Origin of the sequence: Psychroserpens damuponensis (assembly GCF_000826655.1) — a bacterium.
Classification (GTDB): Bacteria; Bacteroidota; Bacteroidia; order Flavobacteriales; family Flavobacteriaceae; genus Psychroserpens; species Psychroserpens damuponensis.
The window spans coordinates 1-17,380 of record NZ_JXJO01000023.1 but is presented as its reverse complement, the minus strand read 5'-3'; the positions used below and the strand labels follow the sequence as shown (position 1 = coordinate 17,380).

Here is a 17,380-nt window from a genome sequence, read left to right as displayed (position 1 = left end):
AGCACATTAAGTTGGTTAGTTACTGAAAAATCTAATTAAGCGCAAAAGGAGCACTCAATTTAAACGAAGGGATAATCACTTTAAATTTATTAGTATTGGTGAAGTTGATCATATTATAATGTCCTTGCATGGCACCAAATGGAGATGTTAATAAACAACCAGAATTATAGGTATGAGATTCGCCAGGTTTTAAAACTGGTTTTTTGCCAATAACACCTTCACCATCAACAATTTCTTCATTGTTCAATGCGTCAAGAATTTTCCAGTGTCTTGAGTTTAATTGAACAGAATCTTTACTTTGGTTTTCAATTGTTACTTTATATCCAAAAGCAAAGTGCACTTTATAATTTTTATAAAATGTGCCTTCGAAAGAAGTTTCGACAGAAATTTTAATTCCACTTGTAACTTGTTGTACCATTCAATTTATGCAATAGTCTACAAAAATAGCCTATTTTTTCTACTAAAATGGTTACTTTTTTAGAATAATGCAAATTTTTAACACTTTACTAATCTAGTATCGATTAATTGTTTTAAAAATCGGTTGAGCTTACAAATTTTTCGATATTGTTAAAGAAATTGATAATGTCTTTTTCTTGTAAACAGCTATTTATGGTCACCATTCTCACAAATTCTTGATTATTAAAATTTCCGAAGCCAACCATCAATTCTGCATCGTTATAAAGTGCTGTACATAATTTATTTGCAGGAATATCTTTATAATTAAAACACACAGAAATGGAGTTGTCAAAACTATATAAGGTATAGTCTGGATGTTTTTTGATGTAATCTCTGGCGATATCTGCTAGATGAAATTGATGATTTACAATATTTTTTATGCCTTTATTGCCAACAGATTTCCATAATGTCCATAGTTTTAAAGCGTCATTTCTTCGACCACATTGTAAAGAGGTTTTTCCTAGATTAAAATCATCATCATTGGTTTGATATAGGTATTCTGCTTCGTTAGAAAATGATTGGTATAAGTGTTTTTTGTCTTTAGTGACAATTATGGAGCAGCTAAGAGGTGTGCCTAGCATTTTGTGAGCGTTAACGCTAAACGAATTGGTGTGCTCAATCCCTTTTACTAAGTGTTTATAGTCATCGCTAAAAATCACCGAACCGCAATAAGCACCATCTAAATGCAGCCAAATGTCATGCTTTTTGCATACTTTGCTAATGCTTGTAACATCATCAAAAGCACCCAAAACGGTGGTTCCTGCTGTAGCGTTCACAAAAAATGGCTGATAACCTTGTTCTAAATCTTTTGCAATTTGCGCATCTAGATCTGAAGCTAGCATTTCGCCTTTATCGTTAGTTTTTATGGCTCGTACTTGGTCTCTTCCTACACCAATAAAAGAGGCGTTTTTTGCTATAGAATAGTGTGACGCTTTTGAGGTGTAAAGTGTCATTTTATGCGTGATACCTTGTGTTTTTGCTGCAGGATTATAGCGATCTCTAGCCATTAAAACTGCCATGTAATTGCTCATAGATCCTCCAGGAGCAAAAGTACCATCTGCAGTATTAGGGTAACCAATGCTATTGCATATGGTTTTGAGAATGGTTTTTTCTATGCCAACCTGCGGACCTGCAACTTTGTAAGTATACATACTGTTGTTAAGCATCACAGCTAATAAGTCTCCAAGTGTTGCTCGGTTAATTCTACCACCAAAAAGCTGATTAAAAAAAGAGGTAGAAGCCGTTTTTGGCGTGCTCTTTATAATCGATTTTAATGTTTTTGTAAAATCTTCATCAATCATTGGGTCTTCGTTGAAACTAAGATCCAACGTGTCATAAAGTAATGAGGAATCAATTGGAGTGGCTACTGGATTGTTTTTTTCTTCGGAAATGAGATAGTCCACAAGTTCTGTAAACAATGTAAGGTCTTTAGTCATGTGTTATCGTTGTTCTTTAATTTTGGCTTTTTGTAAATTTATTCCTATTTTCTCGACAAATTGTTAAAATCCCTTTAAAAATCAAATACATCTATTGAAATCTTCTGAGACTATTTATGAATTAATCAAGTTATTGTCGCAATCTTCTATTGCAGATTACAATACGATTTTTAAAACTTTTGATTTTGGGATTATAGATTTTTCTCCTTTTGAGAATTGGTCTAATAAAAAATATACGAGAAACTGTTTGTATCGTGATGCGCAATTTGAACTCATTTTATTGTGTTGGCAACAAGGCCAACAAACGACTATTCATGGTCATGATGGTGAAGATTGTTGGGTGTATTTGCTTCAAGGAGAAATGCAAGAGGTGTACTTTAAGCTAAATGATCATCAAAGTTTAATTGAAGTTGGTGCGCGCACCATAAAATCTAATCAGGTTACTTTTATGAATGACAAGATTGGTTTTCATAAATTAAAAAACAGTTGTAAAGGTAAATCCATGAGTTTACATCTTTACGCAAAACCTATTGAGAATTGTGTGTCTTATGATGAGGTGTCTCAAACGTTTGTAGAGAAAAAATTAAGTTATGATACGCACTTTGAGTACGTTAAGTAGTTAAAAACGTGTTTGTAAAGTTGTCGTAATAAGTTTAATTAGAAATATCTACCGATGACGCTTCTCCAAAACCTATAAGAGCATCGTAACGCGCTCCTAAATCTCTGTAATAAACAAGTACTTTATAGTTGTTTTCTGTTTGCCAAAAATTGCCGCTAATTTTTCCTTCTTCTAGCTGACCTTTGGCGTCAACAACCACATATTTGTAGTTGTAAAATCCTTGTTTTAGTTTTATTTTGGTTTGGTAGCGTCCTTCAGCCTTGTTAAATGTGAGTTTGTTTTGGTTGTTTAGTGCGTAGTTGTTAAAATTTCCGTAGACATAAATAGAGCTGCCATCTGTTAATTCTGGATATTGTAATGCAAAATGTACATTAGTATAGTCTGCTTCGATGTCTACATTGTCTGTGTCTAATGCCGTAATCAAAAAATTACCGTTAATGTCTGGGTTATAGGTGTAAGGTCTTTTGTCTCTAGGGTTGTTAATATATAGGTAGCTTTCATAAATGTCTTTTAAGTCAATGAATTGAACGCCAACATTTGCGCCTCTCACATCTTTAGTTTCAAAAAATCGGTATTCATTACTTGCCCAAAAAGCCGTTTCGTTGGTGTATTTATAGATAAGTTCTTTTCCAATGGTGTATTGAGGTTTTACGTTTGTAATTGCTGTGCTGAGGTTGTTATTTTGAATGATTAGTGTTTTGATATTTTGTTTAGGATTGTTTAAGTTTAAACTTCCTGAGTTTATTTCTATATCTATACTTTGTTTGCTTTCAATATATTTTACATCTCTAAGTCGTTTTACAGAAACACCTACAGTAACTTGCTCTTTATAGATCATAAACTTTCTAGTAAAAACAATGTCTTCATCTTCGTTATATATTGAAATGATGTAATTGCCAGATTTTGTTAATCCGCGCGTTTGTTCATTTGGGATTTGCAAATCGTAATGCGAATAGAGTTGATAGGCGTTAAACGAGTTTTCGTAATTGACAATTCTATAATTATCAAAACCTTTCATGTATTCCATTTTAACGAGGTTTGATTGTGTCCAATCATAATTATAATGCTCGATAGTGTAATAGAAATCAGGTTCATCTGTGGTGAGCACATCAAATTCTAAATTAAAAGCTTCGCCTAATCGAATTATAGGTAATTGACCTTGAGAGTATGTTCGGCTTTTAAAAGTGACTGTTTTGATATATTCTGGCGGATTGATTTCTTCGGTTTGAGAAAACCCGTTTATAGAAATACATAATGCGAAAACAAAAATTGATAGAATCTTAATCATTAATAATGGTTTGTTTCGTAAAGATAAACAAATTCTGTGCCTTAATATTGTTTCGCTTATTTAGAATCCTTAAAAATAATAAACTTCAAAAACCACACTATAATATTACTCAATTAATTCGTATTTTTGCACCGATTTTTAGACAACTAATTTCAATATAAAGCGTATGTCAAAAGACATTAAGATTAAAAAAGGTCTGGATATAAAACTTGTAGGCGAAGCTGATAAAACAGTAGAACAAGCCATTGTAAGTAATTTCTGCACGATAAGACCTGAAGATTTTCATAGCGTTATTCCAAAACTTATAGCCAAAGAGGGTACTCGTGTAAAAGCGGGAGACGTTCTTTTTTATAATAAGGATATAGAAGCTATGAAATTTGTTTCACCTGTTTCTGGAGAAATAGTTGAAATAGAAAGAGGACCAAGACGTCGTATTGATGCTATTAAAATTCAAGCAGACAAGCCACAATCTCATAAAGATTTTGGTAAGTTTAACATGAATTCTGATGCCGCATCAACTAAAGCTCATTTATTAGCTTCAGGATGTTGGGCCTTTATTAAGCAAAGACCTTATGATGTCATAGCAAACCCAGAGAAATCGCCAAAATCGATTTTTATTTCTGGATTATCTACGGCTCCATTAGCTGCAGATTTAGATTTTGTACTTGCAGGCAAAGAGGAGGCTTTACAAGCTGCCGTATCTGCATTATCAAAATTAACAGAAGGCCAAGTTCATATTGGTGTTGGGTCTAACAACTCACCGTTAGCATCTATGAATGACGCTACAATTCATAATGTGTCTGGTCCACATCCAGCAGGAAACGTTGGTACGCATATCAACAAATTAGATCCTGTTAATAAAGGAGAAACTGTTTGGACGGTCAATGCACAAGATCTAGTGGTTATTGGAGAACTGTTGCTTACTGGTAAATTTAATGCAGAGCGTATTGTTGCCCTTGCAGGTTCGTCAGTAAAAAAACCAAGATATTTTAAAACAATTATAGGTAGTGAAGTTGCTACTATGATTTACGATAATGGTGTAGAAAAAGGTGGTAATGATCGTATTATCTCCGGAAATGTGCTGTCAGGAAAACAGTTAAAACCAGATGGAAGTTTAGGCTTTTATGACAATGTCCTTACAGTGATTCCAGAAGGTGATGATTATGAGTTTTTCGGATGGAACAAGCCCGTTTTTAATAAAATTTCGACATCTAGAGCATTTACATTTTCTTGGTTAAACCCTAAGAAAAAGTATGAGCTTAATACCAATACCAATGGTGAACATCGTGCTTTTGTAGTTACAGGTTCTTATGAAAAAGTGTTTCCGTTAGATATTTATCCAATGCAAATATTAAAAGCTTGTAAGTATGAAGATCTAGATGAAATGGAAGCTCTAGGAATGTACGAAGTTGCACCTGAAGATTTCGCTTTAACAGAATTTATTTGTGTGTCTAAACAACCGCATCAAGATATTATTAGAAAAGGATTAGACTTAATGCTTAAAGAGATAGGATAATGGGTTTAAAAAGTAACTTACATAATTTTAGAGAAAAGAATAAAGACAAAAAGTGGTTACCTGCATTTTCTGCAATACACACGTTTTTATACTTGCCTAATGAGACAACCCATAATGGGACTCATATTAAAGCTGCCGATGATTTAAAGCGTACCATGAACATTGTAATTATGGCAATGGTGCCTTGTTTACTCTTTGGTATGTTTAACGCTGGTTACCAACATCATTTAGCATTTGGAGATATTCAACAAGCTACAGGAGGTTTTTTTAGTTCACAATTTTGGACTATGGATAACTTCATGGTTGGTTTCTGGAAAGTACTTCCTTTAGTCATTGTATCTTATGGAGTAGGATTACTCATTGAGATTTTATTTGCAATGAAAAATAAGCACGAAGTAGAAGAAGGCTACTTAGTAACAGGAATGTTAGTACCTTTAATAGTGCCAATTGATACACCTTTATGGATGCTTGCTGTAGCAGTAGCTTTTGGAGTTGTAATAGGTAAAGAAGTGTTTGGAGGTACAGGTATGAATATCTTAAATCCAGCATTAACCATTAGAGCCTTTTTATTCTTTGCATATCCAACATGGATGTCTGGAGATAAAGTTTGGGTGAGTGGAGCTAAAGGAAGAGATGAAGCCATTGCAGTTGCAAAAGAAGCAGGAACATCATTAGATGGTTTAGATGCTATTTCTGGTGAAACTATCTTAGGAAGCCTTGCTCAAAATAATTCTAGTATGTTAGATTCTGCTGGTGATTTATGGAATGCCTTTTATGGTATCATTCCTGGATCAATAGGAGAGACATCAACATTATTAATACTCTTAGCAGGATTGTTTTTAGTATTTACTAAAATTGGAAGCTGGAGAATTATGTTGTCTTCAGCAATTGGAGCTCTAGTCATGGGATTAATATTTAATGGTGTCGTTAGTTCTGAATGGATTAGCTCTAGTAGTAAGTTCTATGGATTAATGAGTACTCCATTTTGGCATCACCTACTTATCGGTGGATTTGCTTTTGGTACTGTATTTATGGCGACAGATCCTGTAACTGCTTCACAAACAAATAAAGGAAAATGGATTTACGGATTTTTAGTAGGTTTCATATCTATAATGATTCGTGTGTTTAATCCAGCATATCCAGAAGGTGTGATGTTAGCTATTCTATTAATGAATGTGTTTGCACCAACTATTGATCACTACGTGGTTCAAGGAAATGTAAAGAAAAGATTAAAACGTCTAAAAGTTAAAACTGCTTAACGATGGAAAAGAGAACAGATAAAAATTCGTATACCATAGTATTTGCTATTATAATGGTATTGGTAGTAGGAGCATTGCTAGCGTATTTAGCATCTTCGTTAAAACCTATGATTTCAGAAAATCAACGTTTAGAGAAACAACAAAATATTCTCTATGCAATGGGTGTTAATGAAAATGAAGGTACTAGCGCAAACTTCGTATCTACAGTCGATGCACCTAAATTATTTGAAGATAAGGTGAGTGAGCAATTAGTACTTGAAGTTTCTGGAGGTAAAATTACTAGCCAGAAAACGAGACAAGAATATATGGATTCTAATAATGGTCAAGAACCTTATTTAATTGATATAAAGAAACAAAAATCTAATGCTAAAAATGGTGAGCCTAGAAAATTACCTTTGTTTGTTGGTAAAAACGAAGAAGGTAAAACAGTATATGTGGCTCCTATATATGGTAAAGGACTTTGGGATGCTATTTGGGGATATGTTGCAGTAGATGAAAACATGGTAGTTCAAGGAGCTTATTTTGACCATAAAGGAGAAACACCAGGACTTGGTGCAAATATTAAGCAACGCTATTTTATGGATGATTTTTATGGAGAGCATTTATTATCTGAATCAGGAGTTTTTAAAGGAATTACTGTTGCAAAAGGAAATGCAGATCCAGTAAATAACGATAAAACTGATAACGAAGTAGATGCTATTGCAGGAGCAACTATTACAGGTGATGGAGTTTCAGCAATGATTAAAAGCGACTTGAAACTATATAAGCCTTATTTTGATAATTTAAAAAAACAAGCGAACTAATATGGGACTACTTTCAAAAAAAGACGCAGCTTTAATAAAAGATCCTTTAGCAGATAATAACCCAATTACTATTCAAGTATTAGGAATTTGTTCTGCTCTAGCAATTACGGCTGAATTAGAAGCATCAATTGTAATGTCAATATCGGTATTGTTTGTACTAGGTGTTGGTAACGTTGTCATCTCTTTAATGAGAAATATCATTCCGTCAAAAATTAGAATTATTGTTCAACTAATTGTTGTTGCAACATTAGTGATCATAGTGGATTTAGTCCTTAAAGCTTTTGCTTATGAGTTGAGTAAAACACTATCGGTTTTTGTTGGATTAATTATAACCAACTGTATTATTATGGGACGTTTTGAAGCGTTTGCTTTAGGAAACGGACCATGGAGATCATTTTTAGATGGTATTGGAAATGCATTAGGTTATGCAGTAATACTTATTATAGTAGGTTTCTTTAGAGAACTTTTAGGTTCAGGAACATTATTAGGTATACCTGTTTTAGGAGATCCTATTGAAAAAACTGGATTATATGGCTTTGGATATGAAAATAACGGATTTATGTTATTATCTCCAATGGCATTAATAGTAGTTGGAATCATTATTTGGGTACAACGTAGTAGAAATAAAGACTTAATCGAAGACTAAAAATCAGTGTAGAGTTTACAGTTACAGTAGAGACTCGTAACTGCTAACTGAAACCGCAACTGAAAATTTTAAAATATGGAACATTTAGAATTATTTTTCAAATCAATATTTATAGATAACATGGTATTTGCCACGTTCCTTGGAATGTGTTCTTACCTTGCTGTATCTAAAAAAGTGTCTACAGCTGTAGGTCTTGGTGCTGCTGTAATTTTTGTATTGGCAATCACAGTACCTTTAAACTGGTTGTTAGATCAATATGTATTGCAGCCAGGAGCTTTATCTTGGATGGGAGCTGATTATGCAGATTATGATTTAAGTTTCTTATCATTTATCATGTTTATTGCAACTATCGCAACCATGGTACAATTAGTAGAAATTGTCGTAGAGAAATTCTCTCCTTCATTATATAACTCATTAGGTATATTTTTACCTTTAATTGCAGTAAACTGTGCTATTCTTGGAGGTTCTTTATTCATGCAATCTCGTGAAATAGCAACCTTAGGTTTAGCAACAACCTATGGTATAGGTTCTGGTATTGGATGGTTCTTAGCTATTTTAGCTATTGCAGCGATACGAGAAAAAATTAGATATTCTAATGTGCCTCCTGCATTAAGAGGATTAGGTATTACGTTTATCATTACAGGTTTAATGGCTATCGGGTTTATGAGCTTTGGTGGTATGTTAACAGGAGGTGATGAAGACACAGCAGAAGAAAAAACAGTTGAAGTGCAAGTCACACCAACTGAAAATACAGAATTAGCTAATAACACTAAAATAGAAGAGTAGTATGATTTTAGCAGCAGGAACTTTAGGAACAGTTTTAGCCACAGTAGCAGCGTTTTTACTTGTAACATTGATACTTGTTAGTTTGTTATTGTTTGTAAAACAAAAATTATCACCATCTGGTCCAGTAAAGATTAAGATAAATGGTGAACGCGAAATAGAAGTAGCATCTGGTAGTACTTTATTAAGTACTTTAGGTTCTGAGAAAATATTTTTACCATCGGCTTGTGGTGGTGGTGGAACCTGTATACAATGTGAATGTCACGTCCTTTCAGGAGGTGGTGAAGCATTACCTACAGAGACGCCTCATTTCAGTAGAAAAGAATTAGCACATGGTGCTCGTTTATCTTGCCAAGTGAAAGTGAAACAGGATATGGAAATTACAATTCCTGAAGAAGTTTTTGGTATCAAAAAATGGGAGGCTACGGTAGTGTCAAATTATAACGTAGCAACCTTTATTAAGGAATTTGTAGTCGAAATCCCAGAGGATATGAACTACAAAGCTGGTGGATATATTCAAATTGAGATTCCTCAATGTGAGATTAAATATTCAGATATGGATGTTTCTGCTCACCCAGAAGATCATCCAGGTGAACCAGATAAGTTTAAACCAGATTGGGAAAAATTTGGTTTATGGCCTTTAGTCATGAAAAACGATGAACTCGTTGAAAGAGCTTATTCTATGGCTTCTTATCCTGCTGAAGGACGTAAAATTATGCTAAACGTACGTGTAGCAACACCTCCTTTTGATCGCGCTAAAGGCGGCTGGATGGATGTGAATCCAGGTATTGCATCGTCTTATATTTTTAACCAGAAAATTGGTGATAAAGTAACAATCTCTGGACCTTATGGAGAATTCTTTATCAACGAGTCTGATAGTGAAATGTTATACGTTGGTGGTGGAGCAGGAATGGCTCCAATGCGTTCTCATTTATACCAATTATTTAGAACCTTAAAAACAGGTCGTAAAGTAACCTATTGGTATGGTGGACGTTCTAAAGCAGAATTATTCTATATTCATTACTTTAGAGCCCTAGAACAAGATTTTCCAAACTTTAAATTCTATTTAGCTTTATCAGAGCCAATGGAACAAGATAACTGGAAAGTTAAAGAAGATATCCATGATGAAGCAGGAGATGGCTTTACAGGTTTCATTCACCAAGTAGTAATAGATCAATACTTGTCTAAGCATGAAGCTCCAGAAGACATAGAATTATACTTTTGTGGTCCTCCATTAATGAACCAAGCTGTTCAAAAAATGGGTGAAGATTTCGGGATTCCAGATGAGCACATTCGATTTGATGATTTTGGAGGCTAGAGAATATTAGAAGTCCAAAACTTAGCATTCCGTATGTAATACGTGAATCTTTATAATAAAAAAAAACCAACTCAATTTGAGTTGGTTTTTTTGTTTTAATGTAGTTTTAAAATGGTTGAACGAGTAGTGTCAAGGTCATCGGCATCTTCAATGGCGTCTTGGTCTTCCTTTTTTATCTTAATATATCCTGCTACAGGTCTCACTCCCAATCAAGCAAAAAGGACAATAGCAATATCTACGATAACGTTAAACCCGTCCATTACGCTTATTTATATTCCATTATTAAATACACAGAAGTGGTCTCACCAATATTTAAAACCTCATGAGAGGTGATGGAATCCTTGCTAAATGTATAACCTGTAGGGACATTGACTTCGCGAGTTCCTGTAGCATCGGTAATTCTAAATCTACCGCCAACTAACGTATAACCAACATGCGGATTGTGATAATGTTTTTCGTGACCTACGCCAGGTTTAAAAGTACATTTAAGGACTCTTAGTTCGTCATTGTCCTTTAAGACTTCGCAAACTGCTTCTCCTTTCCAACCTGCTTCTAATGGATCTGGCAATGTCCTTTTCTCATGGCAACTTGTAAGTAATATTAAAAGTATTAGAGTGCTAATTTTCATTACAATCAATTTCTAGCAAGATAATAATTTCATGAGTAGCAGCTTTAAATTATTAAAGATAGTGTTCTTATTAAAGTAGAACCAAGCAGGATTTAATAATTGATTTCCTGTTTACTTAAAAGGTTTAGTTTGCTCTTCGGAAATGTAACCTTACCAGATTAGGTTGAACATGTATTGTTTTTTCGTAAAACTTCGAATGTTTACAGTGCTAGACTAGCTACAAACTTCAACATAATTTTTAATATTTGATCGTGTTATGTGATACAGCCCGAAGTCATATTAAAAATGTTTACAAAGTTTTAGAGATAAATAGTAAAGCAGAATCGATTAAGAACTCTTACAATAGCGAGTTTTAATTACTTCTTTTAAATACGAAATCATATTTTTTTTGCGTTATTTAAAATATGAAAAAAGTTCTACTTATCACTCTAATCTTAACATCGCTTGTAGTTTTAGCATTTCAGTTTAAACCTGTAAAAAAAGTTGTAAATACGGTTAAAGCAACAATTGATACTCCAAGTCTTATTGATAAAGATAGTTTAACCATACACTCTAGAGTGAATAGTCCTGAAGGTTATAAACGCGTATCCTATAACGAAGGAAGCTATGAAGCGTACCTTAGGGATTATAAACTAAAACCATTTGGAAGTAAGATTATCAATTATGATGATTCGGAATACTTCTGGCAAGGTGGACATATTGGTGTTTTAGACATTCCGGTTCCAAAAAACGGCCTCCAACAATGTGCAGATGCACTCATTAGAATAAGAAGTGAATACTTATGGAACCATAATCGTAAAGATGAAATAGGCTTTAACTTTACCTCTGGTCATTACTGTTCCTGGCAAAAATATGCCGAAGGTTACAGACCTAAAATTAATGGCAATAAAGTTAGTTTTCACAAAACTGCAAGCGCTAACCCTTCCGAAGAAAACTTTTATAAATACCTCAATCTAATCTATATGTACTCAGGGACTTTATCATTGTACAATGAATTAGAATCTATTGATGCAAAAGATTTACAAATTGGAGATATGCTTATTAAAGGCGGTTCTCCAGGTCATATTGTTATGATCGCAGACGAGGTCATAAATGAGAGAGGAGATAAGTTGTATTTGTTATTTCAAGGTAATACACCTGCTCAATCTGTACATGTAGTTAAAAATCTAGAAGATACTAAAATTTCACCTTGGTATCAATTAGAAAATGATGCTGTGATTCCTGTCTCTAATTACACCTTTGCAAGTGCTAAGTTTGTTAGGTTTAAATAAATTCGAAAACTTCTGCTCATATTTTATGATACTATTAATGTAAAGTAATCAGTTTTAGAGCTATTGGTTTTTTGACCGATTTTAATTCTATTTTTTTAAACGCTACGTTGTTTTCATTTTAAGATACCAAGTATTAACACTAGAACAGCTGTAATGATTAGGCAAATGCAAAGTGCGAGTAGTTGATATTTAATTCTATTAAAATTGGAGTACCAATATGCATTGATACAGCCCAATATTGAGGTGCAATATTGTGGCTTTGTGTAGTAACGAGATAATGACATGTTACTTTTTTTTAAGGTCATCATGTGTTCTTCGGAAACTTTAAAACTCCAATACCACTTAGGTTATGTACAACTTTGTATCTTTGTAGCATGAGTAAACCTTTAACAAAACAGGAACTTCACAACTTGGCCATGAACCTAGTTGGTAAAGATTTAGAAAAACGTGGTTTTGAATTTGTAGCCATTAATAGCAAGCTTAAAAAGCATCCACAGTTTGTGTGTATTGATAAAAACAGTCAGTATTTTTTTGTGATTGTAAGAGCTGTGAAACTTCCTGAAAACCCTAATAATTATGATGTTATTTGGATGGAGACATTTAAAAAACATGCCTATGAAAAAGATGCAAAAGTTTTGTATGCAGGCGTAGGTTTGGGTAACCCAGAAGGTGAGTCGCTACCAATTTATTTAAACCAAGAGTATCTTGTTGAATATAACGGAATTCAAGTTTTAGACATGCACTTAAATTAAGCTAATTAACTTTTATGTTATTTAAGAATAATAAATTCACAACGTCTATTGATAGAGTGTTCTACTTCAGTACAATTATCACCACAATTAACTAAGGGTTGCGTTTCACCAAAACCTTTAGATTTTAAACGAATTTTTTCAACACCATTAGCTACTAAATAGTCTAAGGTTGCTTTAGCACGATTATTAGAAAGTACTAAGTTATAATCATAACTACTACGAGAATCGGTATGCGCTCCTAATTGAACTTCCATTCTAGGATATTTCTTTAAAAGATTTACAAGCACATCGAGTGTTTTTGATGCTTCAGGTTTAATATCCCATTTGTCTAAATCAAAATAGATGTTTTCTAGTTCTATATAAATATATCCGTCTGTTTTAGTAACAACAATTTCTTCGGCATCATCATAAGATTCAATTTCTAGTTCTAGATCAAATTCTATTTTACCTTCATCATTGGTATTGATGTCTTCTGTAGCAGGTATATAAAAGCTTCTATAACCTTCAATTTGATACTTTTTATTTGGTTCAGTTTCAAATTTGTACTTTGCATCATCACCAACAATTATTTGGTCCACAATAGTACCGTTTTCATCAAGTAACGTGACTAATGATCCAGGTAAAATCTCTTTAGAGTTTTTATCGCGCACTTCTCCTTCTACAAAGTACGTTTTTCTATTGGGTTCTCTGGTAAATGAATATAAACGGTCTTTTCCACTTCTATTTGATGATAAAAATCCTTCATGTAGCGAATCTTTTAGAACAAAACCAAAATCGTCCATACTAGAGTTAATGGTGTTTCCAAGGTTTAAAGCCTCTTCAAACGCATTGTCTTTATACTTACTACTATATAAATCTAAACCACCAAGTCCTTTGTGACCATTTGAAGCAAAATATAATGTACTATCTTGAGTTATAAATGGAAATTGCTCTCTATGTTTAGTGTTTATAGTATTACCAAGATTTATAGGATTACCAAAACTCTCATTAAAAATTTCAACATAATAAATGTCAAATGATCCTAAAGATCCTGGCATATCACTAGAGAAATAAAGTTTGGTATTTTCCTTATTTAATACAGGATGTTGAGTAGAGTATAAGTCACTAGAAAATGGCATCACAGTAATGTTGGTCCAAATACTATCAATTAATTCTGCACGATAGATTTTAACCACAGCAATTTTTTCTTTCTCTATTTTTATACGTTTTTTACTAGTTCTTGAAAAGTACATGGTTTTTCCGTCACGACTAAATGTGGCATTGCTTTCATGAGTTTTACTATTTATATCTTCGGAAAAAGGCTCAACATTTTCTAGGTTTTTATCTTCAGAAACAGAAGCTTTATATAAATCTAAATATGGATTTTCGTTCCAAGCATATTTAGGGTTTTTAGTATTACGTAAAGATGCAAATACCACGTTGTCTTGGTAGTAACTTATTCCGAAGTCACCAATATTAGAACCACTTTCAACTTGTTTAATGGTATAATTATAAGGAACCAATGACGTTAGGTCTTCAATAAATTGAGGTGTATCTTCTAGTAGTTTTGAGTACTCGCTCATTATTTGATCTCCAGTATCATAATCTTCAATTCCTTTTAAAGCATGAGCATATCTAAAATAAACTTCAGGGTTTAAACTGTCTTTATAACTTGCTAATAATTTTTTATAGGCATCACTTGCCTTTTTCATGTCAAAATTATAGTAATATGAATCTCCTAACTTTTTAAGTGATTCTTGACTATCATCTAATTGTTTGTAGATTTCGGCAGCTTCAACATAAGCTTTATTGTCAAACAATTTATTTGCTCGTTTTAAACTTTTCTTTTGTCCAAAGCTCAAACTGCAAACACATAAAAGATATATAAGAATGTAATTTTTGTTCATAATAATGAGTTTAGAAAAATCTTGGAGATTTATCGTATCCGTTACCTAATTTTCCAATGTCAAAAAGTAAAATAATTTCATGTGAGCCAGAATTAAATTTACCTAAGTTTGAGAGTGTATAGTCATAAGCATATCCAATGCGTAGTGAGTCAATTACTTTGATATTAAATAAACCACTTATAGAATCATCAAACCTATAACCAGCGCCAAACTCCAAAGTATCATTTATTAAAACGTTGGTGGTAAGGTCTAAAGATATTGGAGCACCAGTAACAGCTTTTGCCATTAAAGCGGGTTTAATTTTTAGTTTTTCATTTATATTGAAAACATAACCTGTTGTGAAAAACAAATGCGTTTCTTCCTTTCTTGAGGTCACAATACCACTATCGTTATCTAGATGCTCAGATGCCAATAAATTAGGTGCAGATAGTCCTACGTAAAATTGTTTTCCGAAGTAAAAAGCACCAACACCAATATTAGGAGATGTTTTGCTTATATTTTCTGCAAAGGCAGGATCGGGTAAATCATCAGAGTAAACAAACCCATTAAAGTTCGTACTAAAAAACGTGGCTCCAGCTTTTACACCAAACGAAAGTTTTGTGTTTTCACTTAAAGGGATGGCATATGCAAAATCTGCAAAGACATTAGTTTCTTTTACAACATCTCCAATTTGATCATGTATTGCAGAGATACCGCCTTCCATTCTATTACCTAATGTTGTGTGAGCAAAGAAGGTACTAGTTGTTGGACCTCCTACAGATCCTACCCACTGTGCACGATGTAACAACCCAAGGTTAATGACATCAGGATCATTAGTTGCGTAGCCAGGATTAATGACACTCATATTATACATATAATGAGTGTATTGAGCATCTTGTTGAGCAAAAGCCAAAACACCAATTAATAGAGGTATAATGTTTATGCTATATGTTAAGAGTTTTTTAATCATCATAATTAGTCATTACTATCTACTTAAATACACCCTACCTTGAATTGGGTTTCTAATACCATCATTAAATTCTAAAATAAAGAAATATACTCCAACTGGTAATCTAGAATCTCCAAGGGTTACTCCTTTATCTGAAGTGCCATCCCAATCTGGAGTATTAGTGCCACCTTTGTATAAAATATTTCCGTAGCGATTATAAATTTCTAATGTAAAATCAGGATATAATTCTCTTATATTTTCGATTTCAAATACATCATTTATGCCATCGTCATTAGGTGAAAATCCGTCAGGTATTTCAATATCTAAAGGGCAATCCTCAATCAGAACAGTAACTTCTAGTCTAATAGTACTTTCACAACCATCATCAGACAAAACCGATGCGTAATATGTTTGACCATCTATTAATGCATCTGTAGTGTCATAACTATTACCATTAGTTAAAGCATCATACCAAGTAATAGGTTCTGTATTTGTAATGTTGTTTGATAAATCTTCTATTGTTGGTTCATCTTGGAGACAAAAAATATGACCATTTTCAATAAGTTCAGGTGTTAGGCTATTAAGAACATTAAAACTAGTTGGCAAAATTGCAGAAACATCTGCACTGCAAATTGAGCCTACCATTGTAATTGAAGTTAATGTTACAGTAGTTATTCCTGTGTTTGTTAATAGATCAGCAGGAATATTAAATACCGAAATACCATTGAGCATAGTAATTGTAATGGTGTTATCAGATTGATTTGCTCCGGAAATATTATAACTCACAGTATATGAGCCATCAGTTAAAAGGGTCGCATTTGTAATAGATATATCATTAGAAAGTCCCAAACAGATATCTTCAGATGAAATTTCTAACCCTGTTGCGTCAGGATTAGTTTCTATTGTTACTGTAATTAAGGAGCTGTCAGATTGGTTACAAGCTATTGGACCAGTAACGGTATATGTATATACTCCAGCAGTATCCACAGCAGGATCAAAAACACCCGTTCCGCTAGTGAGCGTTGGACTCCAAGTTCCACCAGCATCTGGAGTTCCGTTGATATAATTAAATAGGTCTTGAGCACCATCATCACTACAAATTATAGCGTTGCTATCATCTCCAGCGCTAGGAGGAGGTATAACAATAACAGATACAGTTGCTGATTGGTCATCACAAGGTGCAGTACCAATTAGTGTGTAAGTATATACACCAGCTGCATCTAGCGCAGGATCAAAAATTCCAGAACCACTAGTAAGCGCAGGCGACCATGTTCCACCAGTTTCAGGAGCACCACCAAGCACAGTAAATAAATCTATTTGCCCATCGTTATTACATAAATCGACAGTAGCATCGGTTCCAGGGTCTGGAGGGATATTTGTAGTCACCGTAACCGTTGCCGTTGAATCTTCACAAGGCGGATTTGAATCAATCGTATAAGTGTACACACCAGCAGTATCTATAGTAGGATCAAAAATTCCAGATCCACTTGCAAGCGCAGGCGACCACGTTCCACCAGTTTCAGGAGCACCACCAAGAATAGTAAATAAATCTATTGGGTCATTATCTAAGCATAAATCAATAGCACCATCAGTTCCAGCATTAGCCGTTGGAATAAAAGTAATAGTTACTGTTGCCGATTGGTCATCACAAGGCGCTGTACCAATTAGTGTGTAAGTATATACACCAGCTGCATCTAGCGCAGGATCAAAAATTCCAGAGCCACTAGTAAGCGCAGGCGACCATGTTCCACCAGTTTCAGGAGCACCACCAAGCACAGTAAATAAATCTAT

At 33.7% G+C, this 17,380-nt stretch carries 16 protein-coding genes; 9 read left to right on the top strand and 7 right to left on the bottom strand.

Annotated elements, in window-relative coordinates; all coding sequences use genetic code 11:
* Positions 1-31: 31 nt before the first annotated feature.
* Together apaG and TD29_RS13735 are read right to left on the bottom strand one after the other, a co-directional pair.
* Positions 32-418 carry a Co2+/Mg2+ efflux protein ApaG gene (gene apaG, locus TD29_RS13740; protein WP_040281349.1) on the bottom strand — a complete coding sequence of 129 codons (387 nt, stop codon included), beginning with the start codon at positions 416-418 and terminating at the stop codon, positions 32-34.
* A gap of 112 nt (positions 419-530) precedes the next feature.
* Complete coding sequence (locus TD29_RS13735) at positions 531-1,892, bottom strand: pyridoxal phosphate-dependent decarboxylase family protein (protein WP_040281348.1); 1,362 nt, start codon at positions 1,890-1,892, stop codon at positions 531-533.
* 94 nt (positions 1,893-1,986) lie between these two features.
* Here TD29_RS13735 and TD29_RS13730 point away from each other — a divergent pair, with 94 nt between their 5' ends.
* Positions 1,987-2,511: a cysteine dioxygenase gene (locus tag TD29_RS13730; RefSeq protein WP_052467117.1), complete on the top strand. Its 525-nt coding sequence runs from the start codon at positions 1,987-1,989 to the stop codon at positions 2,509-2,511.
* 34 nt (positions 2,512-2,545) lie between these two features.
* On the opposite strand, the gene TD29_RS13725 is transcribed toward TD29_RS13730, so the two are convergent.
* Complete coding sequence (locus TD29_RS13725) at positions 2,546-3,799, bottom strand: type IX secretion system plug protein (protein ID WP_040281344.1); 1,254 nt, start codon at positions 3,797-3,799, stop codon at positions 2,546-2,548.
* Positions 3,800-3,965: 166 nt separating this feature from the next.
* On the opposite strand from TD29_RS13725, the gene TD29_RS13720 reads away from it, so the two are divergent.
* The 6 genes from TD29_RS13720 to nqrF all read left to right on the top strand — a co-directional run bounded on the left by TD29_RS13720 (position 3,966) and on the right by nqrF (position 10,124).
* Positions 3,966-5,315 carry a Na(+)-translocating NADH-quinone reductase subunit A gene (locus TD29_RS13720; RefSeq protein WP_040281342.1) on the top strand — a complete coding sequence of 450 codons (1,350 nt, stop codon included), beginning with the start codon at positions 3,966-3,968 and terminating at the stop codon, positions 5,313-5,315.
* Complete coding sequence (locus tag TD29_RS13715) at positions 5,315-6,574, top strand: NADH:ubiquinone reductase (Na(+)-transporting) subunit B (protein WP_040281340.1); 1,260 nt, start codon at positions 5,315-5,317, stop codon at positions 6,572-6,574. Before TD29_RS13720 ends, TD29_RS13715 begins: the two co-directional genes overlap by 1 nt.
* A 2-nt stretch (positions 6,575-6,576) precedes the next feature.
* Entirely contained in the window at positions 6,577-7,377 is an 801-nt protein-coding gene (locus TD29_RS13710) for a Na(+)-translocating NADH-quinone reductase subunit C (RefSeq protein ID WP_040281338.1), read from the top strand.
* 1 nt (position 7,378) lies between these two features.
* Positions 7,379-8,023 carry an NADH:ubiquinone reductase (Na(+)-transporting) subunit D gene (locus TD29_RS13705; RefSeq protein WP_040281336.1) on the top strand — a complete coding sequence of 215 codons (645 nt, stop codon included), beginning with the start codon at positions 7,379-7,381 and terminating at the stop codon, positions 8,021-8,023.
* Positions 8,024-8,098: 75 nt separating this feature from the next.
* Positions 8,099-8,809 (top strand): NADH:ubiquinone reductase (Na(+)-transporting) subunit E, encoded by a 711-nt coding sequence (gene nqrE, locus TD29_RS13700; RefSeq protein WP_040281335.1) that lies wholly within the window; start codon positions 8,099-8,101, stop codon positions 8,807-8,809.
* Position 8,810: 1 nt separating this feature from the next.
* Positions 8,811-10,124 (top strand): NADH:ubiquinone reductase (Na(+)-transporting) subunit F, encoded by a 1,314-nt coding sequence (nqrF, locus tag TD29_RS13695; protein WP_040281330.1) that lies wholly within the window; start codon positions 8,811-8,813, stop codon positions 10,122-10,124.
* A 265-nt stretch (positions 10,125-10,389) separates the two neighbouring features.
* Here nqrF and TD29_RS13690 read toward each other — a convergent pair whose 3' ends face one another.
* Positions 10,390-10,752: a cupin domain-containing protein gene (locus TD29_RS13690; protein WP_040281329.1), complete on the bottom strand. Its 363-nt coding sequence runs from the start codon at positions 10,750-10,752 to the stop codon at positions 10,390-10,392.
* A gap of 404 nt (positions 10,753-11,156) precedes the next feature.
* On the opposite strand from TD29_RS13690, the gene TD29_RS13685 reads away from it, so the two are divergent.
* Together TD29_RS13685 and TD29_RS13680 are read left to right on the top strand one after the other, a co-directional pair.
* Positions 11,157-12,023 carry a DUF4846 domain-containing protein gene (locus tag TD29_RS13685; protein ID WP_040281328.1) on the top strand — a complete coding sequence of 289 codons (867 nt, stop codon included), beginning with the start codon at positions 11,157-11,159 and terminating at the stop codon, positions 12,021-12,023.
* A 374-nt stretch (positions 12,024-12,397) separates the two neighbouring features.
* Positions 12,398-12,775 (top strand): hypothetical protein, encoded by a 378-nt coding sequence (locus tag TD29_RS13680; protein WP_040281326.1) that lies wholly within the window; start codon positions 12,398-12,400, stop codon positions 12,773-12,775.
* 17 nt (positions 12,776-12,792) lie between these two features.
* Here the strand turns inward: TD29_RS13680 and TD29_RS13675 are convergent, their stop codons facing one another.
* From TD29_RS13675 to TD29_RS13665, 3 genes are all read right to left on the bottom strand, one after another.
* Positions 12,793-14,661 carry an OmpA family protein gene (locus TD29_RS13675; protein ID WP_040281324.1) on the bottom strand — a complete coding sequence of 623 codons (1,869 nt, stop codon included), beginning with the start codon at positions 14,659-14,661 and terminating at the stop codon, positions 12,793-12,795.
* A gap of 10 nt (positions 14,662-14,671) precedes the next feature.
* Positions 14,672-15,613, bottom strand: a complete 942-nt coding sequence (locus TD29_RS13670; protein WP_040281323.1) for a PorP/SprF family type IX secretion system membrane protein — start codon at positions 15,611-15,613, stop codon at positions 14,672-14,674.
* 12 nt (positions 15,614-15,625) lie between these two features.
* Positions 15,626-17,380, bottom strand: a 1,755-nt coding sequence (locus TD29_RS13665; RefSeq protein ID WP_040281321.1) for a gliding motility-associated C-terminal domain-containing protein, incomplete at its 5' end; no start/stop codon positions are given.